Here is a 25,412-nt window from a genome sequence, read left to right as displayed (position 1 = left end):
GCCGAGGTTTACGCTTGCGCGAAGCGGCTTACGCGCTGCGCGCGAAGCGGCTTAGCTGCCCTGCTTCTTCAGCGCGGCGCCAAGGATGTCGCCCAGCGAAGCGCCGGAGTCGGTAGAGCCGTACTGTGCGACGGCTTCCTTCTCTTCCGCGATTTCCAGCGCCTTGATCGAGACCTGCAGCTTGCGGGTCTTCTTGTCGAAGGCGATGACGCGGGCGTCCAGCTTCTGGCCGACCGAGAAGCGCTCGGGGCGCTGCTCGTCACGGTCACGGCTGAGGTCGTTGCGCTTGATGAAGGTCTCGATGCCGCTGTCGACCAGCCGCACTTCCAGACCGCCATCCTTGATGCCGGTGACTTCGCAGGTGACCACCGCGTTCTTGCGCAGTTCGCCTGAAGTCGCCGCTTCGCCGACCGTATCCTTGGCCAGCTGCTTGATGCCGAGCGAGATGCGCTCCTTGTCGATGTCGACGTCGAGCACCTGCGCCTTGACCATGTCGCCGCGATTGTACTCTTCGATGACCTGCTCGCCCGGACGGGTCCAGTCGAGGTCGGAAAGGTGCACCATGCCGTCCACGTCGCCTTCAAGGCCGATGAACAGGCCGAACTCGGTCTTGTTCTTGACCTCGCCCTCGACCTGGCTGCCGACCGGATGGCTCGCGGCAAAAGCCTGCCACGGGTTTTCCAGCGTCTGCTTGAGGCCGAGCGAGATGCGGCGCTTGGCCGGATCGACCTCGAGCACGACCACGTCGACTTCCTGCGTCGTCGACAGGATCTTGCCGGGGTGCACGTTCTTCTTGGTCCACGACATTTCCGAAACGTGGATGAGGCCTTCGATGCCCGGCTCCAGCTCGACGAACGCGCCGTAGTCGGTGATGTTGGTGACGGTACCCTTGATCTTCTTGCCGATCGGGAACTTGGTGCCGATCTCGGACCACGGATCGCTCTCGAGCTGCTTCATGCCGAGCGAGATGCGGTGGGTTTCCTGGTTGATGCGGATGATCTGCACCTTGACCGTCTGACCGATGTTGAGGATCTCGGTCGGGTGGTTGACGCGGCGCCATGCCATGTCGGTGACATGCAGCAGGCCATCGATGCCGCCGAGGTCGACGAACGCACCGTAATCGGTGATGTTCTTGACGACGCCTTCGACAACCTGGCCTTCTTCGAGGTTCTGCACGATTTCCGAACGCTGTTCGGCGCGGCTTTCCTCGAGCACGGTGCGGCGCGACACCACGATGTTGCCGCGGCGGCGATCCATCTTGAGGATCTCGAAGGGCTGCGGGTTGTGCATCAGCGGAGAGACATCGCGGATCGGGCGGATATCGACCTGGCTGCGCGGCAGGAAGGCCACGGCGCCGTCGAGGTCGACGGTGAAGCCGCCCTTGACCTGGTTGAAGATGACGCCTTCGACGCGCTCACCCTTGGTGAACTTCTCTTCGAGCTTGACCCAGCTCTCTTCGCGGCGGGCCTTGTCGCGCGACAGGACGGCTTCGCCCAGCGCGTTTTCGATGCGCTCGACCATGACCTCGACCGTGTCGCCGACCTTGAGCGTCGAGTCCTTGCCCTTGACGCCGAATTCCTTCAGCGGCACGCGGCCTTCGACCTTGAGGCCGACATCGATGATGGCCATGTCTTTTTCGATCGCCAGGATCGTGCCCTTGACGACCTGACCTTCGCCGGAGTGACCGGTGGTAAATGATTCTTCGAGCAGGCTCGCGAAATCGTCGCGAGTGGGATTTGCAGCTGACATATTTTCTCCTGGAGTGCCCCGCATCTGAAGCGGAACGGGCGCCGTGGGTTAGCGTTGCGTTGGCCTGCCGGCGTTCCGGGCTACAAAAGCCCTGGGCCGCCTAAGCGGCAATTCCGGCGCATGAAGAATGCTGGCAGGCTGGTTCGTGCCCGATATGGGTATTTTCTTCGCTTCCGGCAATCGGTGGAGCGGGAAAACCCTGGATCAGGCTTTGTCTCTCTTAGCCAGGGCGTCGTCGATGATCGCTTTGGCCGCTAGAAACGCGGCCTCTATAGCCATTTCGGAGGTATCAAGCAAGTGCGCGTCCGCCGCCGGCTTCAGCGGCGAGTCGGCGCGGCCCATGTCGCGCTCGTCGCGCCGCACGATATCGGCAAGGATTTCGGCGTAATCGGCAGTGCCGCCAATGCTCTCGATCTCCGCCAGCCGGCGCTGCGCGCGCACCTGCGCGCTCGCCGTCACATAGAGTTTTATGTCGGCATCGGGGCACACGACGGTGCCGATATCGCGCCCGTCGAGCACCGCGCCCGGCGGCGTCCTGGCGAAATCGCGCTGCTTTTCGACCAGGATGCGCCGAACGGTAGGGTAAACCGCTACCTTCGAAGCCGCTTCGCCGACAGCATGCGCCGACAAGACCGCCCGGTCGAGCTTGGCTAGATCGACCTGGCGGGCAGCGGTTTCGGCGGCCGAGACATTGTCGAGCGGCAGCGCATACTGAAGCAACGCATAGGCGACGGCGCGGTAGGTCAGGCCAGTGTCGAGCAGGTTGAGGCGGTAGTGGTCGGCGAGACGCCGGGCCAGCGTGCCTTTGCCGGCGCCGGCGGGGCCGTCGATGGCTATGGTGAAGGTCATTGGCGGGCCAACACAATCGAAAGGCTCGATGAAAAAGACAGACGCCGCGATCCTTCGCGCCCCCCTCTGTCCTGCCGACATCTCTGCTTGCTTTGCGCTTGGCATAAACCTACCCGATCTCCGCACCGAGCCCCGTCATCAGGCCCATGAACTCCGGGAAACTCGTCGCGATCATGGCGGCGTCGTCGATGGTTACCGGCTTTTCCGTTGCCAGCCCCATCACCAGGAAGCTCATGGCGATACGATGGTCGAGATGCGTCTGCACCGTCGTGTCCTGGCCATTGCGATGGCCGCCCAGCCCCTTGCCGCCGGGCTTTCCGCGCACCGCGAGCGAAGCTTCGCCTTCGGTGCAGTCGACGCCGTTGAGCTTCAGCCCATTGGCAACCGCTGCCAGTCGGTCGGATTCCTTCACCCGCAGCTCTTCCAGCCCCTGCATCAACGTCTCGCCCTCGGCGAAGCTCGCGGCAACCGCCAGCACCGGATATTCGTCGATCATCGACGGCGCCCGCTCGGGCGGCACGGTGACGCCCTTGAGCTCGGAGTAGCGCACGCGCAGATCGGCGACATCCTCGCCGCCGGCATTGCGCGGGTTCAAGATGTCGATCTGGCCGCCCATTTCCTGCAACGTTAGAAGCAGGCCGGTGCGGGTGGGGTTCATCAGCACGTTCTCGATGACGATGTCCGAACCCGGCACGATCAGTGCCGCGACCAGCGGGAAGCCGGCCGAGGAGGGGTCGCCGGGCACGGCGATGGTCTGCCCCGTCAATTTGCCCTGGCCCTCGATGAAGATGTGGCGCACGCCGCGCTCGTCGGTCTCGACCGAGAGATTGGCGCCAAATCCCCTAAGCATCTTTTCGGTATGATCGCGCGTCATCACCGGCTCGATCACGGTGGTGATGCCGGGCGTGTTGAGGCCTGCCAGCAGCACGGCCGACTTCACCTGCGCCGAGGCCATCGGCACGCGGTAGGTAATGGGTGCGGCATGTTTCGGCCCATGCAGCGTGATCGGCATGCGGTCGCCCGGCGTCGCCTTCAGCACCTGCACGCCCATCTGGCGCAAGGGTTCGAGCACGCGGCCCATCGGCCGTCCCGACAGCGATGCGTCGCCGATGAAGGTCGTTTCCATGTCGTAAGTGCCGACGAGGCCCATTGTGAGGCGGGAGCCGGTACCGGCATTGCCGAAATCGAGCGGGCCTTCCGGCTGCAGCAGCGCGCCATTGCCGGTGCCGCGGATCACCCACTCGGCGCCGCGCTTCTCGATATGCGCGCCCATCGCCTTCATGGCGGCCGCCGTGCGCATCACATCCTCGCCTTCGAGCAGGCCGGTGACGCGGGTTTCGCCGGAGGCAAGGCCGCCGAACATCATGGAACGGTGCGAAATCGACTTGTCGCCCGGCACGCGAGCGGTGCCGGAAAGGGCGGATGATTTGCGGGCGGTGGCCGGCTTGGCAGCGGCGGCGTGAGACATGGAATTTCCCTGGACGGAATGCCGGCGCACCGGCGCTTTTCATTTGTTGCGGCGGTCTCGTATCACGGCGGGCACGAATGGTCATCCCCATGGTCGTCGCTTGGCGCGAGGCCTTTCAGTGCTTGGTTTTGTGACGCCGGCTTTTCGCTTTGACAGCGCGGTAAACTGTGGTTAAGGGGACCACTCTTTTACTGACGAGGCTTGACGTGGCAAAAAACGAACTTGGCACAAAGCGTGTCGACCCTGAAACGGGCCGAAAATTCTACGACCTGAACAAGGACCCTGTCGTCTCGCCCTATACGGGCAAGACGTATCCGCGTTCCTATTTCGAGGACGGCAAGATCGCCGCCCTCGAAGAGGAAGAGGAAGTGGCCGAGAAGGAAGTGGACGCCGAGGAAGAAGAAGGCGTTGAAGTCGTCTCGCTTGAAGAGGCCGACGAAGACGTCAAGGCCGGCGACGAGCTTCCCGACCTGGGCGACGACGAGGACGATGTCGATCTAGGCGACGATGAGGACGATACTTTCCTTGCCGACGAAGAGGAAGAAGACGACGACGTCGCCGACATGATCGGCGTCGGCGACGACGACGACGAAGTCTAGGAACGCTTCGAACGCATGCATTTAGCGGCGTTCACGGGCTATGATGAAAAAGCGGGCCTCGAAGGCTTGATCTTCAGGGAAGGCGGGGTTAGAAGCCGCCTGCACTAAACGGCGCGGTCCTGAAACCCGCGCCGGACCTCTCGCCGGCAACGGCGACGGCTGACTGCCGGAGTGGGGCCATAGCTCAGTTGGGAGAGCGCTTGAATGGCATTCAAGAGGTCGTCGGTTCGATCCCGATTGGCTCCACCAAACAGTCTCTTTCCGACGCTCGGTTTCGCGGCATTCATGCTTGTCGCCTGCCAGTCGGCGCCTGAACCATCATCGCCGCCGCCAGCGCCCGCACCTCAGCCCATGGCGCCTGCCGCGATCTCTGCTCCGGATGGTGCGGCGGTCCTCGATCCATCTGTGCGGGTCATGCCGCCCGGCGAAGGAGTCCCGGCCAAGTATGTCGCGTTTTCCGGCATATGGGGCGGACAGTTGGACGGGATGTATGATGGCAAGCTCGCTGTGCTGACGATTACGCGCGGCGGCAATGTCACCGCCACCTATGCCTGGGGCGATGTCGGCGACAACAAACCGGGCGTGGCCGACGGCGAAGGCAAGATTTTCGGCAACACGTTGAAACTGCGGCGCCTTCCCAATGGCGCGGACGTCAGCGCGGTCATTCAGGCGGACGGAACGCTGGCCGTCACCTATGGGCTTGCCGACCGCACCTATACGGGCACGTTCACCAAGCAGTAATCGCGAGAGCTAATCTTCCGGGGAAGCCACGGCTGGCTCCTTCCCTTAATCAATGCAGGCCGAATTCGCGCAGCAGTTCTTCGCGATAGCGCACGAAGCGGCTCTCGCTGCGCTCGCGCGGGCGTGGCAGGTCGATGTCGATCAACCGCGCCGCGCCGCCTTTCTCCTTGGGCAGGATCAGCACCCGGTCAGCCAGATAGATCGCCTCCTCCAGATCGTGGGTGACCATCACCATGGTGACGTTCTCCTCGCTCCAGATGCGCGCCAGTTCCTCCTGCATGCCGATCTTGGTCATGGCGTCCAGCGCCCCCAGCGGCTCGTCGAGCAGAAGGATTTCGGGCTGCACGGTGAGCGCTCGGGCGATGCCGACGCGCTGCGCCATGCCGCCGGAAAGCTGGCTCGGAAAAGCATCGGCGAATTCGGCAAGGCCGACCAGGGCGAGGTAGAAGCGGGCGCGTTCCTCGGCCTGCCTCTTGGGAACACCGCGCACTTCGAGGCCGAACGCGACATTGCCGAGCACGCTCAGCCACGGCAGCAGCCGCGGCTCCTGGAAGATCACGGCACGCTCGGCGCCGACGCCATGCACCGGCTGGCCGTCGATCGCGACACCGCCGCTGTCGGCCGCCTCCAGCCCGGCCAGAATACGCAGCAGCGTGGTCTTGCCGGAGCCGCTGGCGCCGACAATGACCAGGCATTCCCCCGAACGAATGTCGAGGTTGAGCGTCCGCAGCACGGCAAGCTGGCGCCCGCCGAGGCTGAAGGATTTGGAGAGGTCGCGGATCGAGACCTCTCCGCCACGGTTAGAACCGCCCATCTTGTCTCTCAGCTATTTCAAAGCTCAGTTGATCTTGGTTTCGCCGGGCCGGTACAGGATGTCGGCGGCTTTCAGCTTGCCCTGGGCCAGACGGCCGTCGCGCTCCAGCACGGCGACCCAGAAGTCGATGTCGCGGTCGGTCGCCTGTGCACCTTCGCGCAGACCAAAGCCGGTCCAGTAGCGGGCGAGATCGCCGTTTTCGCCGCGCTTGTCGAGGATAGTGGCCAGCACCTTGCGGGCTTCGTCCGGGTTCTGGCGCGACCAGTCCGAGGCGCGCGCCGACTGTTCGACGAAGTTGCGCGCCGCATCCGGGTTGGCGGCAATGAAGTCGCGCCTGAGTACGACGAAGCCTCCGGCGAGTTCGCCGAGCACCTGGGTGTCGTCGAACACGCCGCGCACGCCGCCGTTGGCGACCAGCGCGCCGGCAAAGGTCGCCTGCCAGTAGCCGAGGCCGGCAATGTCGACCTGGCGCGAGCGCAGCGTCTGCTCAAGCTGCGGGCCGGGCACGACAATGAGGTTGGCGGCGGTCGGCGGCAGGCCGACGCTGTGCAGGGCCTCACGCACCGTATAGTCGAGATGAGCGCCGAGCGTGTTGACCGAGATGGTCTTGCCGGCAATGTCGGCGATCGATTTGATCGGGCTGTCTTCCAGCACGTAAAAGACGCTCTTCACATCCTTGTTGATGCCGTTGCTCGGATACGCCGCGACGAAATCGTTGCCGCCCGAGATCGAGTTGATCACCGCCGCGGTGGCGGCCGAGCCGATGTCGACGCTGCCGGAAGACAGCGCAAACAGCGATTCCGGTCCACCCGAGGAATAGCCGACATTCTCCAGCTCGACGCCGAGCCCTTTGAAGTAGCCGAGCTCGTCGGCCAGCTCATGCGGGGAGATGCTGCCACGGCTGGCGAGGTAGCGGAACTTGACGGCTGCGGCTTGCGCAAAGGCCAGGCGCGGCAGGCCGGCGGCGATGAGGCCGGCGGCAAGCGGCGCGCCGGCAAGCAGCGAACGGCGGGTGATTTTCATGATCGGGTCCTTGTGAGGTAAACGGTGAGGGGCGGACTGCTCAGTTGACAGGATTGCTCCAGCGACAGAGCCGCCGCTGCAGGGTGACCAATGCCTGGTTGGCGATCAGGCCAAGCCCGGCGAGGATGACGATTGCCGCAAACATCAGCGGGATCTGGAAATTGTACTGCGCGTTCATCACCTGGAAGCCGATGCCCTTGTTGGCACCGATCATCTCGGACGCGATCAGCAGCAGCAGCGCGGTGGTGGCGCTCAGCCGCAAGCCGACGAAGATCGACGGCACGGCGCCCGGCAGTACGACGCGGCGAAACACGGTGAGCCGGCTCGCACCATAGACGCGCGCCATTTCAAGCAGCTTGGGATCGACTTCCTTGACGCCGCTGGTGGTGTTGAGCAGCAGCGGAAACAGCGTCGCCCAGAAGATGACGAAGATCTTCGAGGTCTCGCCAAGTCCCAAGAGCAGGATGAACACCGGATAGAGCGCCAGCGCCGACGTCTGCCGGAACACCTGCAGGATCGGATCGAGCGCGGTTTCGACCGGGCGCACCTGGCCCATGAACAGGCCAAGCGGAATGGCAACGGCGACAGCCGCCGCAAAGGCGATGCCGGCGCGTTGCAGGCTGATGGCGATGTCGCCGAGCAGGCTGCCGCCGGCAAGCCCCTTCCAGAGTGCGACGACGATCATGTCGATCGGCGGCAGCACCGCCGCGTTGACCCAGCCGACGCTGCTCGCCACCTGCCAGAGCGCCAGGAAGCCGGCAAGCACGCCGTAGCGCTTCAGGAAGCGAAAAGCCGCCTTGCTACCGAGGTTCAGGAAGTCGGTGCCGAGCCCGGTTTCGCCACCACCGCGGCGAACCGTGATTTGCCGATCGATGTGCTGCAACGTCATTGCTTCACCCCTTCGATGCCAAGGTCATTCGGCGGCAAGGACGGTCGAGCGGGCGACGGTCCATGGATTTTCCGGGCGCCTGAGGCCGAGATTCTCGCGCAGCGTGCGGCCTTCGTAAGCCGTGCGGAACAGGCCGCGCCGCTGCAGCTCGGGAATGACCAGGTCGACGAAATCGTCGAGCGCGCCGGGCAGCCAGGGCGGCAGGATGTTGAAGCCGTCGGCCGCGTCGCTGGTGAACCATTCCTCCAGCTGATCGGCGACCTGCGTGACGCTGCCGACGATGGTGTAGTGGCCGCGCGCCGTCGCTACCCATTGGTAAAGCTGGCGGATGCTGAAATTGTGCTCGTCGGCAATCTGCCGGATCAGCGCCTGGCGGCTTTTCATGCCTTCGGTTTCCTTGCTCGGCGGCAACGGGCCGTCGAGCGGATAGCCCCTGATGTCGAGCGTCTGGCCGGCCAGCCCGTTGAGGAGCGCAACACCGTCCTCGGGCAGGATAAGGTCGTTGAGCTGTTGGTATTTGGCGCGGGCCTCGTCCTCGGTGCGGCCGACAAAGGGCGCGACGCCCGGCATGATCAGCACCTGGTCGGGATCGCGGCCGACTTCAGCCACGCGCGCCTTGATGTCGCGGTAGAATTCCTGCGCCGTCTCGAGCTTCTGATGGGCGGTGAAGATGACCTCGGCCGAGTGCGCGGCAAGCCCGCGTCCGTCTTCCGACTGCCCGGCTTGTACGACAACCGGATGCCCCTGCACCGGGCGCGGCACGTTGAGCGGACCCTTGACGCTGAAATGCTCGCCCTTGTGGTCGATGTCGTGCAATCTGTCCTTGTCGTAGAAACGGCCCGACTGCTTGTCGCGGATGAAGGCGTCATCCTCCCAGCTGTCCCACAGCGCCTTGACCGTCTCGACATGCTCATGCGCCCTGGCATAGCGCTCGGCATGGCTGGGCTGGACGTCGCGGTTGAAATTGCGTGCCGTTTCGTCGCCGGCCGAGGTCACCACGTTCCAGCCGGCGCGGCCGTTCGACAACAGGTCGAGCGAAGCGAATTTGCGCGCCAGCGTGTAAGGCTCCTCATAAGTGGTGGACGCCGTTGCGATGAAGCCGAGATGCGTCGTCAGCGGCGCCAGCGCCGCAAACAGCGTCACCGGCTCGAAACCGGCGATCTTGGCATTGCCGCCCTCGCGGGCGCCGAGGCCGACGGTCAGGTTGTCGGCCAGGAAATAGGCGTCGAACAGGCCGCGCTCGGCGGTCAGCGCCAGTTGCTTGTGGAACTCGAAATTGGTGGCCCCGTCGGCCGGCGCATCGGGATGACGCCAGGCGGCGATATGCTGCCCGCCGCCGGGCAGGAAAGCGCCGAGCTTGATCTGCCGCGGCCTGCTATCGGACTTGCTGGCTCGAGTCATTTGCAGGCGTCCTTCTGGTCTATGCGGGATGGAATGTTGCGTCGCGGATCGTTGGTTTTCAGGCGGCAAGGACGACGCTGTAGGGCACGCCGGCCACCCGGCATGCCTCGGCGACCGCCTGCCGGGCTCGCGCCTTGACTGCCTCTGACACCAGCACGCCATCGGCAAAGTCCTTGTCCGAGGCGTAGATCGCGGTCGGCAGGGTCTGCGCCTCGAAGAAGCCGAACAACGGCCGCAACTGGTGTTCGACGACAAGCGAATGACGCTCGCCGCCGCCTGTTGCCGCCAGGATGATCGGCTTGCCGCGCAGCGACGACGGGTCGAGCAGGTCGAAGAAGTGCTTGAACAGCCCGGTGTAGCTGCCCTTGAAGGTCGGGGAGCCGACCACCAGCACGTCGGCGCCGAGCAGCTGCTCGATAATACCGCGCGCCGCCGGATCGAGATCGCCAAGCTGTCTTGCAGGCGCAAAGGACGGGCCGAGATCCTCGATGTCGAAAACGCTCAAAGCCGAGCCGGCCCGGCTCGCCACCTCACCGGCGATGTGGCTGACGAATGCCTTCGTCTTGGACGGACGGGTCAGGTTGCCGGACAACCCCACCACCAGCTTTTTTGACATCCGAGGCTCCTTCTCGCAAACGCACTATCCGCATTAAGCCTACCGATTTTGTAGAATTAAATGAGCGAGAAGATTTCAAAACCGGGCTCTGAAGCGAATGGAGTTTGCGGGACATCGCCTTTGGTTGGTTCATTTGGCCCCAAAAGCGCCGCGGCAGATGCTGACCCGACCGCACAAGGCATCGCCGGGGACCATGGCCTGGTCCTTTGCGCACTGATGGGTAACGTTGCGAAACCGTCAAGGGCCGGCGGCATTGACACTGCGTTGTGTCAGTGTCGATTGAACCCAATCGCGTGGGCGACGAAGTAGGCAACTGCAATCAAAGAACAGGATGCGCGCATGAAGAAGATCGGCTTTCTTTCCTTCGGCCATTGGTCGCCCTCGTCGCAATCGCAGACGCGCTCGGCGTCCGACGCGCTGCTGCAGTCGATCGACCTGGCCGTCGCCGCCGAGGAGCTGGGTGCGGACGGCGCCTATTTCCGCGTCCATCATTTTGCCCGCCAGCTCGCTTCGCCGTTTCCGCTTCTGGCCGCGGTCGGCGCCCGCACCAACCGCATCGAGATCGGCACCGCCGTCATCGACATGCGCTATGAGAATCCGCTGTATATGGCCGAGGATGCCGGTGCTGCCGACCTGATCGCCGGTGGCCGGCTGCAGCTTGGCATCAGCCGCGGTTCGCCGGAGCAGGTGATCGACGGCTGGCGCTACTTCGGTTACGTGCCGCAGGACGGCAAAAGCGATGCCGACATGGCACGCAACCATGCCGAGGTGTTCCTGGACGTGCTGCGCGGCGAAGGTTTCGCGCAACCCAATCCGCGGCCGATGTTCCCCAATCCTCCGGGAATGCTGCGGCTCGAGCCATTCTCGGCCGGCCTGCGCGACCGGATCTGGTGGGGTGCCGCTACCAACGCCACCGCCGAATGGGCGGGCAAGCTCGGCATGAACCTGCAAAGTTCAACGCTGAAGTTCGATGAGAGCGGCCAGCCGCTCCACATCCAGCAGGCCGAACAGATCCGCGCTTATCGCGCGGCGTGGAAGGCGGCCGGCCATGCGCGCGAGCCGCGCGTGTCGGTCAGCCGCAGCATCTTTGCGCTGGTGAACGACCGCGACCGCGCCTATTTCGGCGGCGGCAGCAGCGAAGATCATTTCGGCTATATCGAGCCTGAGAAGCTTGCCGTCTTCGGCCGCTCCTATGCCGCGGAGCCCGATGTGCTGATCGATCAGCTGAAAGAGGACGAAGCGATCGCCGAGGCCGACACGCTGCTTCTGACCGTCCCCAACCAGCTCGGCGTCGAGTACAACGCCCACGTCATCGGGGCGATCCTGAAGCACGTCGCGCCGGCTCTCGGCTGGCGCTGACAAGAGGCGCCAGCCGCCGGGGAAACAAAGAGATTGAGCGTTTCGCCGCCGAACGTGAAACGCTCAAGAGAAGAGATGGCTAAACATCCGCCTTGAAGGTCTGCTTCTGCTGGCCGAGCCCCTCGATGCCCAGTTCCACCACATCGCCAGCCTTCAAGAACACCGGCGGCTTCATGCCCAGCCCAACGCCGGGCGGGGTGCCGGTGGAGATGATGTCGCCAGGATGCAGCGACATGAACTGGCTGAGATAGGAAACGAGATAGGCGACGCCGTAGACCATGGTCCTGGTCGAGCCGTTCTGCATCGTCTTGCCGTTGACCGTCAGCCACATTTTGAGGTTCTGCGGATCGGCAACCTCGTCCTTGGTGACAAGCCACGGCCCGGTCGGACCGAACGTGTCGCAGCTCTTGCCCTTGGTCCACTGGCCCTGGCGCTCGGCCTGGAAGGCTCGCTCGGACACGTCATGGGCAACGGCATAGCCGGCGACATAATCCAGCGCCTCGGCTTCGCTGACATATTTGGCTTTTCTGCCGATGACCACGGCGAGTTCAACCTCCCAGTCGGTCTTTTCCGAACCGCGCGGGATCAGCACGTCATCGTCGGGACCGACAATGGCCGAGCTTGCCTTCATGAAGATGATCGGCTCCGGCGGCACGGTGGCGCCGGTTTCGGCGGCATGGTCGGAATAATTCAGGCCGATGCAGATGAACTTGCCCGTGCCGGCGACGCAGGCGCCGAGGCGCGGCTTGCCGGAAACCGCCGGCAGCGAGTTCGGATCGAGCTTCGACAATGTCTCGAGCGACGCCGGATCGAGCGCCTTGCCGGCAATGTCGGTGACATGACCCGAAAGATCGCGGATCGTTCCATCCGCATCGAGCAGGCCGGGGCGTTCGCTCCCTATCTCGCCATAGCGCAGCAGTTTCATCTTGCTCTCCAAATTGCGGCCCAAGGCCGTTTTCAAAACTCGCTCCGCCAAGCGATGACTGGGCGGACTCTGGCTATCGGACCCGACCTGGGGCAAGCCGGACTTTAGAACTGTTCGAGCCTGGACCTGCGGATCGAGGCTATTGCTCAGATCGACCAGCCGCCGTCGATATTATAGGCCTGGCCTGAGGTGTACGTGGCGCCGGCGAGGTAGACGGCAAGGTCGGCGATTTCCTCGGGCGTGCCGAGACGGCCCATCGGCTGGCGGGCAATGAAGGCCGCGCGGGCCGCCTCGTAATCGCCCTGCGCATGCATGCGGTCCTGCAGCGACGGGCTCTCGACGGTGCCGGGGCAGATGGCGTTGCAGCGAATGCCCTTGGCGACATAGTCCGCGGCAATCGCCTTGGTGAGACCGATCACGGCCGCCTTGGAGACGCCATAGGCGAAGCGGTTGGGCACGCCCTTGCCGGCGCCGGCGACGGACGACATGTTGATGATCGAGCCATCGCCGCGCTCCAGCATGCCGGGCAGTACGGCCCGAATGGTGCGGATCATGGCGCGGACATTGAGGTTGAAGGCGAAATCGAGATCGGCGTCCTTCATCTCGAGGATGGACCCGGAATGGACGAAGCCGGCGCAGTTGAACAGCACGTCGACGCGGCCGATTTCGGCGAAGCCGGACGTGACGGCATCATCGTTGAGGACGTCGAGCTTGCGGGTCTTGATGCCGGAGGTCTTGGCGAGTTCGGCCAGCAGCGCCTCGTTGATGTCGGTGGCGTGCACGACGGCGCCTGCCTTGGCGAAGGCCAATGCGCTCGCCCTGCCGATGCCTTGCGCCGCCGCCGTGACGACAACGACCTTGCCTGCCAGATCCGCCATGCGTTTCTCCTCGCCTCTTTGGCCACTTCTCGGCCCGATTTAATGCGGGCTGACCGGGGCGTCCTGTGCCAGACAGGCGCGACTATGCGGCCTGCACAATCCATCAGTCCATAAACAACAAATGTTTTTTCTGGTTAAAGAACACATGTCCGGGCGTCAAGCCCGAACGCGATCACCTTCGCGACGGCTGATGTAATGCACATCGCTTGCTCTGATGCAACAACATGTATGACAACCGGGCAACGAGTCGCGCTGCCATGGTTCACTCAAGCACAGCGCGCTTCAGGCGGCATTAGTCGCCGTATGGCACCCAGACGTTCTTCACTTCGACGGTGCGGCGCAGCAGGGCATCGCCGGCGGCCTCGTCGGAGGCCCAGTCGAGGCTGCGGCCGTTTCCGGTCCAGACGCGCTTGAGATTGCCGATGGAATCGGCCTCCGCCCTGGCGCAGGTGTCGGCATCGGCGAACAGCCACAACCCGTCGACATCGTCATGCTTGGCCAGCACGCCGGCAAGCTCCGCCGTGCGGCCGGTGACGATGTTGATGGCGCCTGCCGGAACGTCGGAATATTCGATCACCTGGTAGAGATCGGTGGCGAGCAGCGGGTATTTTTCCGACGGCACGGCCACCACGGTGTTGCCCGTGGCAAGCGCAGGTGCGATCAGGGAGATCAAGCCGAGCAGCGGCGCGCTGTCCTGGGCGACGATGCCGAGGACGCCGACCGGCTCGTGCAAGGCGAGCGTGACGGCGCGGGCCGGTGGCTGATGCACCCTGCCCTCATACTTGTCGGCAAGGCCGGCATAGAGGAACAGGCGCTCGATCGATTGTTCCACTTCCTCCCGCGCGGCCTTGGCGTTGGCGCCGGTCAGTTCGGTCAAGCGTGCGGTAAATTCGCCGGTGCGGCCGGACAGATTTTCGGCGAGGTAGTAGAGCACCTGGGAACGATTGTAGGCGGTAGCCTCCGGCCACGCCTTGCAGGCGCGGGCGGCGGCAACGGCGTCGCGGATGTCCTTGCGGCTGCCGAGACCGACTTCGCCGGCGAGCTTGCCCTTGGCAGTGGCTATCGCCAGCGAATAATTGCCGTCGGGCCGCACCTGCTTGCCGCCGATGAACAGCTTTGCGGTACGATCGATGGCGCCGCCATCCGATTGCTCGACCGGCTGCGCCGAAGACGCCGTCGGCTTGATCACCGGGCCGAGCGGCAGCTTTGCCGAGAGATACTCGAACATGCCCTCGCGCCCGCCCTCGCGGCCAAAGCCGCTTTCGCGATAGCCGCCGAAGCCGCAGGCGGCGTCGAACATGTTGGTGCCGTTGACCCAGACGACGCCGGCCTTCAGCTGCGGCGCGACATGCAGCGCGAGGTTGATGTTTTCGCTCCACACCGAGGCGGCCAGCCCATAGCGCGTGTTGTTGGCAAGCTCGATCGCTTCCTCAGTGTTGCGGAAGGTCATGGTGGCCAGAACCGGACCGAACACCTCTTCCTGCGCCAATATATTTGCCGGCGAAACACCCGTGGCGAGCGTCGGCAGGTGGTAGTAGCCGGAAGACGGCAGCACCGCGTCGGGCTGCCAGCAGACGGCGCCCTGTCTGGCGCCTTCTGCGACCAGGCCCTTGACGCGGTCGAGCTGTGTGGCGTCGACCAGCGGTCCGATATCGGTGTTCTTGTCGAGCGGGCTGCCGACGCGAAGCCGGCTCATCCTGACCTTGACCTTGGCGATCAACGCGTCGGCAATGCCTTCCTGCACCAGAAGCCGCGAGCCTGCGCAGCAGACCTGGCCCTGGTTGAACCAGATGCCGTCGACCAGTCCTTCGACGGCGCTGTCGAGATCGGCGTCCTCGAAGACGATGAAGGCCGATTTGCCGCCAAGCTCCAATGACAGCTTCTTGCCCGATCCAGCCGTGGCTTTCCTGATGATCTTGCCGACCTCCGAAGAGCCGGTGAAGGCGATCTTCTGGATGCCGGGATGGTTGACGATGGCGACGCCCGCTTCCGGCCCGCCCTGGACGATGTTGACGACGCCCTTGGGCACGCCGGCACGCTCGCAGATCTCGGCAAACAGGATGGCGGTGAGCGGCGTGAACTCGGCCGGCTTCAGCACCACCGTGCAGCCGGCGGCGAGCGCCGGCGCAATCTTCCAGGCCAGCATCAGCAGCGGGAAATTCCATGGGATGATCTGGCCGACGACGCCGACACCCTTGTGGCCTGGGAAATCCTTGTCGAGCGCCTGCGCCCAGCCGGCATGATGGATGAAATGGCGGATGGCCAGCGGCACGTCGATGTCGCGGCTTTCGCGGATCGGCTTGCCGTTGTCGATTGACTCAAGCACTGCGAACAGGCGCTGATGACGCTGCATCGCGCGGCCAATGGCGTAAAGCACTTTTGCGCGCTGGTAGCCCGAGGATGCCGACCATTTCGGCAACGCCCTGGTGGCTGCAGCGACGGCTGCGTCGATATCGGCGGCGCCGGCATCGGAGATCTTGGCCAGCAGCTTGCCGGATGAGGGTTCGCTGGTCTCGAAGGTCTTGCCGCCGCCTGCTGCCTTCCAGCCGCCGTCGATGAACAGCGCCTTGCCGAAATCGCGTCCGGCAAGCCAGGCATCGGCCTCGGTGCGGGCTTCCGGCGCCGGGCCGTATTCCATGGCGTGATAGCGTTCGAGAATGTTCATGACGCGCTCCAGATAATCGTCTTGGCAGGCGCTCTGTGGCGCCCCCCTCTGTCCTGCCGGACATCTCCCCCACAAGGAGGGAGATTAGCCTTCGCGCCTGTCGGCTCTGAAACGTCGACAATTGGCGAAATCGCCGACGTTAGCCAATCTCCCCCCAAGTGGGGGAGATGTCCGGCAGGACAGAGGGAGGCGCGAAGGAACACGACGTTCAAGGCCTTCATCCGCCTCACGCCATTGCGTGGCGGTGATTGGCCGAATAATGCCCGGTCAGATGATGCTCGAGCTGGCGCTCGATATCGGTGAGGAGGCTCGAGGCGCCGAAGCGGAACAGGTCTGGCTCCAGCCAGGGCCGGCCGAGCTCCTCCTTCATCAGCACCAGCCAGTCGAGCGAGGCCTTGGCGGTAGAGATGCCGCCGGCCGGCTTGAAGCCGATGAGAAAGCCGGTCTCCTCGAAATAGGCTCGGATGGCGCGCACCATGGCAAGGCCGACGGGCAGCGTGGCGTTGACGCTTTCCTTGCCGGTCGAGGTCTTGATGAAATCGGCGCCGGCCATCATCGCCACCATCGAGGCCAGCATGACATTTCGCAGCGTGGCGAGGTCGCCGGTGCCGAGAATGACCTTGAGATGCGCATCGCCGCAGGCTTCGCGCATCGAGACGATCTCGTTGTAGAGCTCCTGCCACTTGGCGCCGAAGACCAGGCCGCGCGGGATGACGACGTCGATCTCGTCCGCGCCGTCGCGCACCGATGCCTCGATCTCCTGCAGGCGGGTCGACAGCGGCGCAAGGCCGTGCGGGAAAGCGGTGGAGACGGCGGCGACATGGATGCCGGTGCCGCGCACGGCATCAACAGCCGTCGCGACGAATGGATGATAGACGCAGACCGCCGCCGGGCGGATTTTTTCGCCCTCGATGCCAAGCCCCTCGACGATGTCGCGGCGGAACGGGTTGATCGCCTTGGCGCACAGGCGGCGCACGCGCTCTTCGGTGTCGTTGGAATTCAGCGTCGTCAAATCCATGCAGGAGACGGCGCGCAGCAGCCATGCCGCCTGGTTGTCGGCCTTGATCGAACGACGCTTGGTCAGGCTGGCGACGCGGCGCTCCAGCGCCGAGCGATTGACCGAGCGCACCGATTCCATGAAGCCGAGATCGAGCCGCATGCCGGTGTTGCGGGCGATGCCATGCGATTGCGGAACGGGCGTGTTGGCTGCGGCACGCGCCGGCAGCGGCGTGACCTTGGACGCGCCGAGATCGGCTTCGCGGATTGTGCTGCTCATCTCCTGCCCTTTCGCTCGACGATTTTACGTCGTGGTGCGTGTCGTTGCTCCCGGACCGCACGGCGGCTTTAGGCGACGCACACCGAAGATAGCCCGTGAAGCATCGCTTCACGAGTCCTTCAAGCGGTCATAGCGGAAAAAGGCGGCGAAAGCAGCTGAATTTTGACCGCATGGTCAAAATTCCAATCGAGAAGCAGGCGCCGAGGCGCCTGCTGATGTCAGCCGACGAAAGCGCGCTCGACGACGAAGGTCGAGGGATGGCTGAGCGAGCCCTCATGGAAGCCGAGGCCTTCGGCCATTTCCTTGACGTCCTTCAGCATATGCATCGAGCCGCAGATCATGATGCGGTCCGTCTCCGGATTGAGCTTCTCGATGCCGAGGTCGGCGTAGAACTTGCCCGAGCCGATCAGCGCCGTGATGCGGCCCATGCGCGCCGATTCTTCGCGGGTCGTCGAATTGTAGAGGGTGACGCGGCCGCCGGTCAGTTCGCCGATCAGGGGATCGTTCTCGAGCGCGGCCACCAGTTCCTGGCCATAGGTCAGTTCGGCATTGTCGCGGCAGGTGTGGGTCAGGATGACCTGATCGAATTTTTCGTAGGTATCGGGGTCGCGCAGAAGGCTGGCGAAGGGCGCAATGCCGGTGCCGGTCGAGATCATGAACAGGCGCTTTGCCGGGGTCAGCGCGTCGACAACCAGCGTGCCGGTCGACTTCTGGCGCATGATGACGGTGTCGCCGACCTGGATCTTCTGCAGTTCGGAGGTCAGCGGACCATCCGGCACCTTGATCGAGAAGAATTCCAGCTCCTCGTCCCAGGCCGGGCTGGCGACCGAATAGGCGCGGTACACCGGCTTTTCGGCATTGGGCAGACCGATCATGACGAACTCGCCGGAGCGGAAGCGCAACGACTGCGGACGGGTGATGCGGAACGAGAACAGGCGGTCGGTGTAATGCTTCACCGAGACGACGGTTTCGGCATAGACATTGGCCGGAATCGGAAACTGCAGCGGACGGGCGCCGGCTGTGTTGAGTGCGGATGTGGTGTTCATCAAATCCAACTCTGTCTTGCCCACGCCTGTGCGGGCGCCAAACCGTTTCCTGCGCGCCCAGACCATTCAGGTCCCGGCGAGCCGTTCACACACTCCAAAGCAGTGAGCTCTTGTGTCCCAAATTTATTAGTATACAAACGATATTTGTGTCAAGATACCACGCTAAAACAGCTTTCCAAACTGCGGCATATTCGTAGTTCCGCCATTTCGGATTTCGACAATGAAAGAGAATTTTTCGGTGCAACAACCGGATTCCCTGGGTCACGTCGTTGCCGGCATCGATGTTGGCGGAACCTTCACCGACCTCATTTTGATCGACGGAAATGACGGCGGAAAGGTGCATATCGCCAAGACGCCGACGACGGTCGACAACCAGGCGTTCGGCGTGGTTTCAGCGCTGGGCGCCACAGGCTTTGCCATAGACGGCATCGACCTCATCGTGCATGGCACGACCACCACCACCAATGCGGTTCTGGAACGCCGGCTGGCGAAAACCGGCATGATCACCACGCGCGGTTTTCGCGACGTGATCGAGTTGGGACGGCGCACACGGCCGCAGCCCTATGGCATGACCGGCACCTTCGTTCCGATCATCCCGCGCGATCTCCGGCTCGAAGTCTCGGAGCGCGTCGAAGCATCCGGCGCGGTGCGCACCCCGCTCGATGAGACCGAGATGCGCGACGCCGTGAAGACGCTGATCGTGGCCGGCTGCGAGTCCCTCGTCATCCATTTCCTGCATTCCTACGCCAACCCTTCGCATGAGCGGCGCGCAGCCGAAATCGCCGCCGAGCTTTGGCCGAACGGCTACATCACGACTGGCCATGCGCTGCTGTCGGAAGCCCGCGAATTCGAGCGCGGCGTGACCGCCGCGGTCAACGCCTCGGTGCAGCCGATCCTCGAGCGCTATGTCGAGCGGCTGCGCAAGGAATTGGCCGCCAAAGGTTACGCCCGCGACTTCCTGATCATGAACGGCAATGGCGGCATGATCTCGGCCCGTTTCGTCACCAGGGAATCGGCCAAGACCGTGATGTCCGGCCCGGCTTCCGGCGTCATCGCCGCCGCCTATACGGGCAAGCGTGCCGGCTTTGAAAACCTCGTCACCTACGACATGGGCGGCACCTCGACCGATGTGGCGCTGATCCGCAATGCGGAGCCCGCCGTCTCGAACGAGATCGAGATCGAATATGCGATGCCGATCCACGTGCCGATGGTGGCGGTGCATACGGTCGGTGCCGGCGGCGGCTCCATCGCCCGGGTCGATGCGGCCGGGCTGATCCAGATCGGCCCGGAAAGTGCCGGCGCCAATCCCGGCCCGATCTGCTACGGTCGTGGTGGAGCCGAGCCGACCATCACCGACGCCAATCTGGTGCTGGGCCGGCTGGCGCCGAAGAAGCTGCTGGCGGTCGAAAATCCGGTCACCGTCGAGCGGGTCACCGGGATCTTCGAAGACAGAATAGGCAAGGCCGCCGGCCTCTCCGGCGTCGAAGCGGCGGGCGCGGTGCTGCGCCTCGGCAACATGAAGATGGCCGGCGCCATCCGCATGGTCTCGGTGTCGCGCGGCCATGATCCGCGCGATTTCGCGCTGTTCGCCTTCGGTGGCGCCGGGCCGCTGCATGCCTCCGCCCTGGCGCGCGAACTCGGCCTGCCCCGTGTGCTGGTGCCGGCGCGTCCGGGCATCACCAATGCGCTCGGCTGCGTCGTGGCCGATCTGCGTCACGACTTCGTCAACACGATCAACCAGCCGGTCGCCGTGCTCGATGAAGCCAAGCTTCGCGAGGTGCTGGAACGTCACCGCGGGGAAGGCGAGGAACTGATCGGCAAGGAAGCGGTGAAGCCGGAAACGATCCGCGTTACGCACTCTGCCGACATGCAGTTTGTCGGCCAGACCCACATCATCAACGTGCCGTTGCCGTCTTCATCGGTGACAAGGCAGGAGTTGCAGGCGCTGTTCGAAAAAGCCTATTTTGCCCGCTTCAAGGTCGAGTTGCCGGAGATCCGCGCCAATCTGGTCAACCTCAACACGTCGGTGACGGGCGTGCGGCCGGCAATCGACCTGTCACGGCTGATCGACCCGGCCGGACGTACAAAGACGCTAGACGAGGCGCTGCGCGAAACAAGGCCTGTCTGGTACGCAGGACGCTGGCACGATACGCCGATATACGCACGCGAAAAGCTGCCGCCCGATGCCGTCATCGAAGGGCCGGCGATCCTCGAACAGATGGACGCCACCACCGTGCTCGAACCCGGCGACCGCGCAAGATCGGACGCCGACGGCAACATCATCATCGATATCGGCGAGGCCTGAGATGCAAAAGCTCGACGCCATCACGCTTTCGGTCCTGCAGGCAGCCTTGCAGCAGGTCTGCGACGAGATGGATCTTACTTTCTCCCGCGCTGCCTTCTCGCCCGTCATCGCCGAAGCCAATGACCGCTCCGACGGCATCTACTCCGCCGTCGACGGCTCGTTGATCGCACAAGGCAGCCAGGGCCTGCCGGTGTTCGTCGGCGTCATGCAGTATTCGACCAGGACGGTGATCGAGATGATCGCCAACGGCCGTTGCCTGCCGCCGGAACCCGGCGACATCTACATCGTCAACGATCCCTATCTCGGCGGCACGCATCTGATGGACGTGCGCTTCGCCATGCCGGTCTACCGCGACGGCAAGATATTTTGCTGGCTATCGAATACCGGCCACTGGCCCGATATCGGTGGCTCGGTGCCGGGCGGCTTCTCCGCTTCCGCCACAGCCGTCGAGCAGGAAGGCCTGCGGCTGCCGCCGGTCAAGCTGTTCAAGAAGGGCGTGCTGGACACGGAAATCTACGCCATCATCTGCTCCAACATCCGCGTCGCCGACCAGCGCATCGGCGATATAAGAGCGCAGGCCGCAGCACTGCTGATCGGTCAGGACCGGCTCAATGGAATCCTCGATCGTTACGGCGACGAAACTGTCGTCGGGGCGATCGCCGAACTGCGTCGCCGCGCCGCCGAGCAGATGCGCGCCAACATCTCCGCCATTCCCGACGGCACATACAGTTCGAAGGCCTTTGTCGACTCGGACGGCGTGGTCAACGAACCGCTGACCATCGCGCTCGCCGTCGAGAAGCAGGGCGACACGCTGACCTTCGATTTTACCGGCTCGTCAAAACCATGCGCGGGGCCGATGAACAGCGTGCTGGCGACGACATTGTCGTCGGTCTATCTCGCCATGCGCCATATTTTTCCTGATGTGCCGATCAGCGCCGGCGCCTTCGAGCCGCTGATCGTCAAGCGGCCGGAAGGCACGTTCCTCGACGCCAAATACCCGCGTCCCGTCTCCGGCTGTGCGGCTGAAGTCTCGCAGCGCATCGCCGAGGCGGTGTTCGCGGCGATGGTGCAGGCGCTGCCGGAAAAGGTGACGGCCGCGCCCGCCGGCTCCAGCGGCAATTTCGCGCTCGGCGGCAACGATCCGGCCCGCGGCCGCGACTATGTGATGTATCAGATCTCCGGCGGCGGCTATGGCGGCAATTCCGGCCATGACGGCCTGACCAATGGCTGCTCGACCATCGGCATTTCGAAATCGCCGCCGGTCGAGATCATGGAGCAGGCCTTTCCGGTTCTCTACCGCCACTATGCCTTGCGCGAAGGCTCCGGCGGCGCCGGCAAGCAGCGCGGCGGTTTTGGCCTCGCCTATGAGGTCGAGATATTGCGAGGAGAGGCGCGCGCGTCCTTCGTCATGGACCATGGCCGTTTCGGCCCGCAAGGCGCGCTCGGCGGCAAGGACGGCGCGGTGAACACGGTGACCGTGTTCCGCGACGGCGAGGCACATGTGCCGCCGCATCTGTCCAAGGAACAGGACATCGCGCTCAAGGCCGGCGACCGCGTGAGGGTCGGCACGCCCGGGGGCGGCGGCTATGGTGATCCGCGTCAGCGCGACCCGAAACTGGTCGCCGAAGACATCAGGCTTGGTTACTACACCGTTGAACAAGCCAAAGAGCTGTTCGGAACCTGACAGCCGACAGGCCCGAGCCGCGTCAGGTCTGCAGCTTGGCCTTCAGCGCATCGGCGAATTTTTGCGCGATCTTCTTGAAGCCGGCGGGATCGGGATGCAGTTCGTTGGCCCAGTCGGCCACCTTCAACGTTCCCTGCGTGTCGACCAGATGGAAATTGTTGTTGGGATCGTCGGCCAGGCGCTTCACCACATCGCGGAACGCCGCCAGCGCGTCGTGAACGATGACCGTGCCCTTGCCGACCGTCCAGTTGCAGAAATCGAGCGACGGTTTCAGCCACGGGCCGACACAGGACGGATGCGCTCCGTTCGGGATCGGAAAATCATAGCAATGGCCAAAGATCGGCACGCCTGGCGCGACGCGGTCGCGCAGCGCGAACAAATCGAGATAGCAGGCCTCGACCATGCCGAGCGCCTTGGTGAAGCGGTTCTTGTTCAGCCCGGGGGCGTGGCCGTCATTGAAGTCAAGGAAGATGCAGAACTGGTCGCCGGCAATGTCGTTGCCACCGGCAGAGAACAGGATGGCATCGGGCTTGCCGTCCAGCCAGTTGGCCTTGTTGCGCAGGGCGGCGATCATGCGCTGCTGCTTGGGCAGCGACATCTCGTCGGTCGCCGCATCGCCATGATGGGCAAGGTTGAGGATGGTCGGCGGCATCGAGCCGATGCGGCGCAGCTGCGCGATCACGTCGGTGTCGACGAACGGAAAGCCGTTGCCGGTGAGCGGATAGTCGAACCAGGAATCGCCCTGCGCCAGCATCACCAGCGGCCGGTTGGCGACGGCCGCCTCGAGATTGCCGGCGCTTTCCCTTGCGGTTTCGAGCCGCTCGATGTTGGCCTGGTGAACCTTGATGCGCTTGGCGATGTCGTCGTCTATGCGCCGCTGCGCGGCTTCCTGCACGAATTCCTGCTGGTCCATCCCCAGGTCCCTCCCACGACCGTCTACTTCCAGCTGAACATGCGCCCATGTCCATGATCGGTCTGTAATTTAGATCACAGTAAGATTCCTGGGGAAGGACGGCTTGCCGCGCCGTGATCGCCGCAGAGCATGTCGTTTCCGTCTCCGTGGGGCCTGCAAAAGACCATAGACTTCTATCCTTGTTTTCGCGCAATTCCGGACGGGAAACCGCCAACACCTTCCCTGGAATTGCTTAGTCAACGGAGATCAGGAACATGCGTCTTTTCGGTCGTTTCGTGCTTGCCGCTTCCGCCGCCCTGCTGCTTGGGACCGGTGCTGCCTCCGCCGAGAAACTCAGGATCGGGACCGAGGGCGCCTATCCGCCTTTCAACTATGCCAATTCGGACGGCACGCTGGGCGGCTTCGACATCGACCTCGGCAAGGCGCTGTGTGCCGAGATGAAGGCCGAGTGCGAATTCTCCGTACAGGATTTCGATGGTTCCATTCCGGCGCTGCAGGCCGGCAAGTTCGACGCCATCATCAACATCACCATCACGCCGGAACGGGCCGAGAAGGTCGAGTTCACCCACAAATATTACCAGACGCCGCCGGCCATCGCCGTGCCGAAGGATTCGACCATCGCCGGCACATCGCCGGACGATCTGAAGGGCAAGGTGCTGGGCGTGCAGAGCGCAACCATCCACCAGAATTTCGCCGAGCAGAAATACTCCGGCTCGACCGTGAAAGCCTATCCGACGGGCGACGACGCCCGCACCGACATGGCCAATGGCCGGCTCGACGCGATGATGGACGGCTCGATCATCCTGACCGAATGGCTGAAGAAGCCCGATGGCGCCTGCTGCAAATTGCTCGGCACGCTGACCGCCGATCCGGCCATTCACGGCCCCGGCGTCGGCATCGCCCTGCAAAAGGGCAACAAGGAACTGGCCGACAAGTTCAATGCCGCAATCGAGGCGCTGCGCGCCAACGGCAAGTACAAGGAAATCAACGACAAGTACTTCGCCTTCGACGTCTACGGGGGTTAATCCCTCAGCCAACCCGACCTCGGCAGCGCCACCCGGCGCTGCCGTTTTCATGAGATGACGGAGAAGTTTCTTGGTTGAGCGGCGCTCCCCTTTCTACACCAGCATCGTTGGCCTCGGCGCCACGATGGGCCGGGTCGGCGGCGACTTCGTCTCGGCCAAAACTTATTCCGGCATCGCCGACGAGCATCTGAACACGCGCAAGAATGTCGGCGTGCAGGATCTCAGCACCATGGGCAAGATGGACATCAAGGGGCCGGAAGCGGAGGCGCTGGTCAACCACGTTATCGTCAACGATGCGGCCGCGATGAGCCCCGGCCAGGTGCGCTATTCCACCGTCTGCCGCGACGATGGCGGCATCATGGACGACCTCACCGTGTTCCGGCTGGCGCCTGAGCATTTCATGCTGGTGACCGGCTCGGTCAACCGGCTGAAGATGCTGCCCTGGCTGCAGCATCATGCTGAAGCGCGAAAGGCCTATGTCACCGACATCACCGCGGCCGTCGCCTTCCCGACCATACAGGGGCCGCGCTCACGCGAGCTGCTGAAAGCACTGGTTTCGGATGCCGATCTCGATGAGTTGAAACGCTGGGCGTTCACTTCAGGGCGCGTCGGCGAGACCAAAGTCCTGATCTCACGCACCGGGGTGACCGGCGAGCTCGGCTTCGAACTGTTCGTGCCGGCGGACGAGGCGACTTCCGTCTGGGACGCGCTGGTGCGGACCGGCGGCGATTTCGGCTTGAAGCCATACGGCGTGCTGGCCATGTTCACGCTCGGGCTGGAAAAGGCCTATCCGGCGCATGGCATCGACATGGACGAGAGCCGTACGCCCTTCCATGTCGGGCTCGATCGCTGGATCAAGTTCGACAAGGGCGAGTTCATCGGCCGCGAGGCATTGCTCACAATTCGCGGCAAGGGGCTCGACGAACGCTGGACCGGGCTGATTCTCGACGGTGACAAGCCGGCCGCGACGGATGCCAGGGTTTTCGCCGACGGCGAGGATGCCGGTGTCGTCACCTATAGCGATCACGGCTATTCCTTAGGCAAAGTTCTGGCGACGGCGCATTTGCGGCTGCCGTTCACCGCCATCGGGACCGAACTCAGCATCGACATTGACGGCAAGCCGACCCGCGCGGTGGTGGCGCCGATGCCGTTCTTCGATCCTGAAGGCGCTCGGCTGCGGGCCTAAA

Annotated in this window: 21 protein-coding genes and 1 tRNA gene; 8 read left to right on the top strand and 14 right to left on the bottom strand. The window is 63.9% G+C overall.

The window, feature by feature from the left end; all coding sequences use genetic code 11:
• Window positions 1-51: 51 nt before the first annotated feature.
• From rpsA to aroA, 3 genes are all read right to left on the bottom strand, one after another.
• Window positions 52-1,749, bottom strand: a complete 1,698-nt coding sequence (rpsA, locus tag NKI96_RS19730; protein ID WP_023671316.1) for a 30S ribosomal protein S1 — start codon at window positions 1,747-1,749, stop codon at window positions 52-54.
• Between the two features lie 204 nt (window positions 1,750-1,953).
• Window positions 1,954-2,598, bottom strand: coding sequence for a (d)CMP kinase (cmk, locus tag NKI96_RS19725; protein ID WP_352805713.1), 645 nt, complete (start codon window positions 2,596-2,598; stop codon window positions 1,954-1,956).
• Between the two features lie 109 nt (window positions 2,599-2,707).
• Window positions 2,708-4,066 carry a 3-phosphoshikimate 1-carboxyvinyltransferase gene (gene aroA, locus NKI96_RS19720; protein ID WP_023746535.1) on the bottom strand — a complete coding sequence of 453 codons (1,359 nt, stop codon included), beginning with the start codon at window positions 4,064-4,066 and terminating at the stop codon, window positions 2,708-2,710.
• 206 nt (window positions 4,067-4,272) lie between these two features.
• On the opposite strand from aroA, the gene NKI96_RS19715 reads away from it, so the two are divergent.
• The 3 genes from NKI96_RS19715 (at window position 4,273) to NKI96_RS19705 (ending at window position 5,406) form a co-directional block, all read left to right on the top strand.
• Window positions 4,273-4,665, top strand: coding sequence for a TIGR02300 family protein (locus tag NKI96_RS19715; protein WP_023671313.1), 393 nt, complete (start codon window positions 4,273-4,275; stop codon window positions 4,663-4,665).
• A gap of 173 nt (window positions 4,666-4,838) precedes the next feature.
• Window positions 4,839-4,914 (top strand) — tRNA-Ala (locus NKI96_RS19710).
• A 102-nt stretch (window positions 4,915-5,016) separates the two neighbouring features.
• Window positions 5,017-5,406, top strand: coding sequence for a hypothetical protein (locus tag NKI96_RS19705; protein ID WP_023693130.1), 390 nt, complete (start codon window positions 5,017-5,019; stop codon window positions 5,404-5,406).
• Window positions 5,407-5,455: 49 nt separating this feature from the next.
• Here the strand turns inward: NKI96_RS19705 and NKI96_RS19700 are convergent, their stop codons facing one another.
• The 5 genes from NKI96_RS19700 to msuE are packed head-to-tail and all read right to left on the bottom strand — an operon-like array spanning window position 5,456 to window position 10,149.
• A complete protein-coding gene (locus NKI96_RS19700; protein WP_352805711.1) occupies window positions 5,456-6,220 on the bottom strand; it encodes an ABC transporter ATP-binding protein in 765 nt (254 codons plus the stop codon).
• Window positions 6,221-6,244: 24 nt separating this feature from the next.
• Window positions 6,245-7,243 carry an ABC transporter substrate-binding protein gene (locus NKI96_RS19695; protein WP_352460356.1) on the bottom strand — a complete coding sequence of 333 codons (999 nt, stop codon included), beginning with the start codon at window positions 7,241-7,243 and terminating at the stop codon, window positions 6,245-6,247.
• Between the two features lie 40 nt (window positions 7,244-7,283).
• Window positions 7,284-8,132 carry an ABC transporter permease gene (locus NKI96_RS19690; protein WP_352805708.1) on the bottom strand — a complete coding sequence of 283 codons (849 nt, stop codon included), beginning with the start codon at window positions 8,130-8,132 and terminating at the stop codon, window positions 7,284-7,286.
• Between the two features lie 24 nt (window positions 8,133-8,156).
• Window positions 8,157-9,533, bottom strand: a complete 1,377-nt coding sequence (locus NKI96_RS19685; RefSeq protein ID WP_352805706.1) for an LLM class flavin-dependent oxidoreductase — start codon at window positions 9,531-9,533, stop codon at window positions 8,157-8,159.
• A 58-nt stretch (window positions 9,534-9,591) separates the two neighbouring features.
• Entirely contained in the window at window positions 9,592-10,149 is a 558-nt protein-coding gene (msuE, locus tag NKI96_RS19680) for an FMN reductase (RefSeq protein ID WP_023683545.1), read from the bottom strand.
• A gap of 339 nt (window positions 10,150-10,488) precedes the next feature.
• Here msuE and NKI96_RS19675 point away from each other — a divergent pair, with 339 nt between their 5' ends.
• Complete coding sequence (locus NKI96_RS19675; protein ID WP_352805703.1) at window positions 10,489-11,508, top strand: LLM class flavin-dependent oxidoreductase; 1,020 nt, start codon at window positions 10,489-10,491, stop codon at window positions 11,506-11,508.
• A 79-nt stretch (window positions 11,509-11,587) separates the two neighbouring features.
• On the opposite strand, the gene NKI96_RS19670 is transcribed toward NKI96_RS19675, so the two are convergent.
• The 5 genes from NKI96_RS19670 to NKI96_RS19650 all read right to left on the bottom strand — a co-directional run bounded on the left by NKI96_RS19670 (window position 11,588) and on the right by NKI96_RS19650 (window position 18,298).
• Window positions 11,588-12,433, bottom strand: coding sequence for a fumarylacetoacetate hydrolase family protein (locus tag NKI96_RS19670; RefSeq protein ID WP_023671304.1), 846 nt, complete (start codon window positions 12,431-12,433; stop codon window positions 11,588-11,590).
• A 146-nt stretch (window positions 12,434-12,579) separates the two neighbouring features.
• Window positions 12,580-13,311 carry an SDR family oxidoreductase gene (locus NKI96_RS19665; protein WP_352805700.1) on the bottom strand — a complete coding sequence of 244 codons (732 nt, stop codon included), beginning with the start codon at window positions 13,309-13,311 and terminating at the stop codon, window positions 12,580-12,582.
• Between the two features lie 292 nt (window positions 13,312-13,603).
• Window positions 13,604-15,976 carry an aldehyde dehydrogenase family protein gene (locus NKI96_RS19660; protein WP_352805698.1) on the bottom strand — a complete coding sequence of 791 codons (2,373 nt, stop codon included), beginning with the start codon at window positions 15,974-15,976 and terminating at the stop codon, window positions 13,604-13,606.
• A gap of 226 nt (window positions 15,977-16,202) precedes the next feature.
• Window positions 16,203-17,252 (bottom strand): deoxyribose-phosphate aldolase, encoded by a 1,050-nt coding sequence (deoC, locus tag NKI96_RS19655; RefSeq protein WP_023703681.1) that lies wholly within the window; start codon window positions 17,250-17,252, stop codon window positions 16,203-16,205.
• Window positions 17,253-17,470: 218 nt separating this feature from the next.
• Complete coding sequence (locus NKI96_RS19650; RefSeq protein ID WP_023700427.1) at window positions 17,471-18,298, bottom strand: ferredoxin--NADP reductase; 828 nt, start codon at window positions 18,296-18,298, stop codon at window positions 17,471-17,473.
• 220 nt (window positions 18,299-18,518) lie between these two features.
• Here NKI96_RS19650 and NKI96_RS19645 point away from each other — a divergent pair, with 220 nt between their 5' ends.
• Entirely contained in the window at window positions 18,519-20,603 is a 2,085-nt protein-coding gene (locus NKI96_RS19645) for a hydantoinase/oxoprolinase family protein (protein ID WP_352519713.1), read from the top strand.
• Window position 20,604: 1 nt separating this feature from the next.
• A complete protein-coding gene (locus tag NKI96_RS19640; RefSeq protein WP_352805695.1) occupies window positions 20,605-22,287 on the top strand; it encodes a hydantoinase B/oxoprolinase family protein in 1,683 nt (560 codons plus the stop codon).
• A 22-nt stretch (window positions 22,288-22,309) separates the two neighbouring features.
• Here NKI96_RS19640 and NKI96_RS19635 read toward each other — a convergent pair whose 3' ends face one another.
• Window positions 22,310-23,200, bottom strand: coding sequence for an SGNH/GDSL hydrolase family protein (locus NKI96_RS19635; protein WP_023703684.1), 891 nt, complete (start codon window positions 23,198-23,200; stop codon window positions 22,310-22,312).
• Window positions 23,201-23,454: 254 nt separating this feature from the next.
• On the opposite strand from NKI96_RS19635, the gene NKI96_RS19630 reads away from it, so the two are divergent.
• Together NKI96_RS19630 and NKI96_RS19625 are read left to right on the top strand one after the other, a co-directional pair.
• On the top strand, window positions 23,455-24,225 hold the full coding sequence (locus tag NKI96_RS19630; RefSeq protein WP_023671296.1) for an ABC transporter substrate-binding protein: 771 nt from the start codon (window positions 23,455-23,457) through the stop codon (window positions 24,223-24,225).
• Between the two features lie 70 nt (window positions 24,226-24,295).
• Window positions 24,296-25,411 (top strand): aminomethyl transferase family protein, encoded by a 1,116-nt coding sequence (locus tag NKI96_RS19625; RefSeq protein WP_352538011.1) that lies wholly within the window; start codon window positions 24,296-24,298, stop codon window positions 25,409-25,411.
• Window position 25,412 lies beyond the last annotated feature (1 nt).

The organism is Mesorhizobium sp. M0292 (genome assembly GCF_040321695.1).
GTDB lineage: Bacteria > Pseudomonadota > Alphaproteobacteria > Rhizobiales > Rhizobiaceae > Mesorhizobium.
This window is presented reverse-complemented; position numbering and strand designations above follow the sequence as displayed.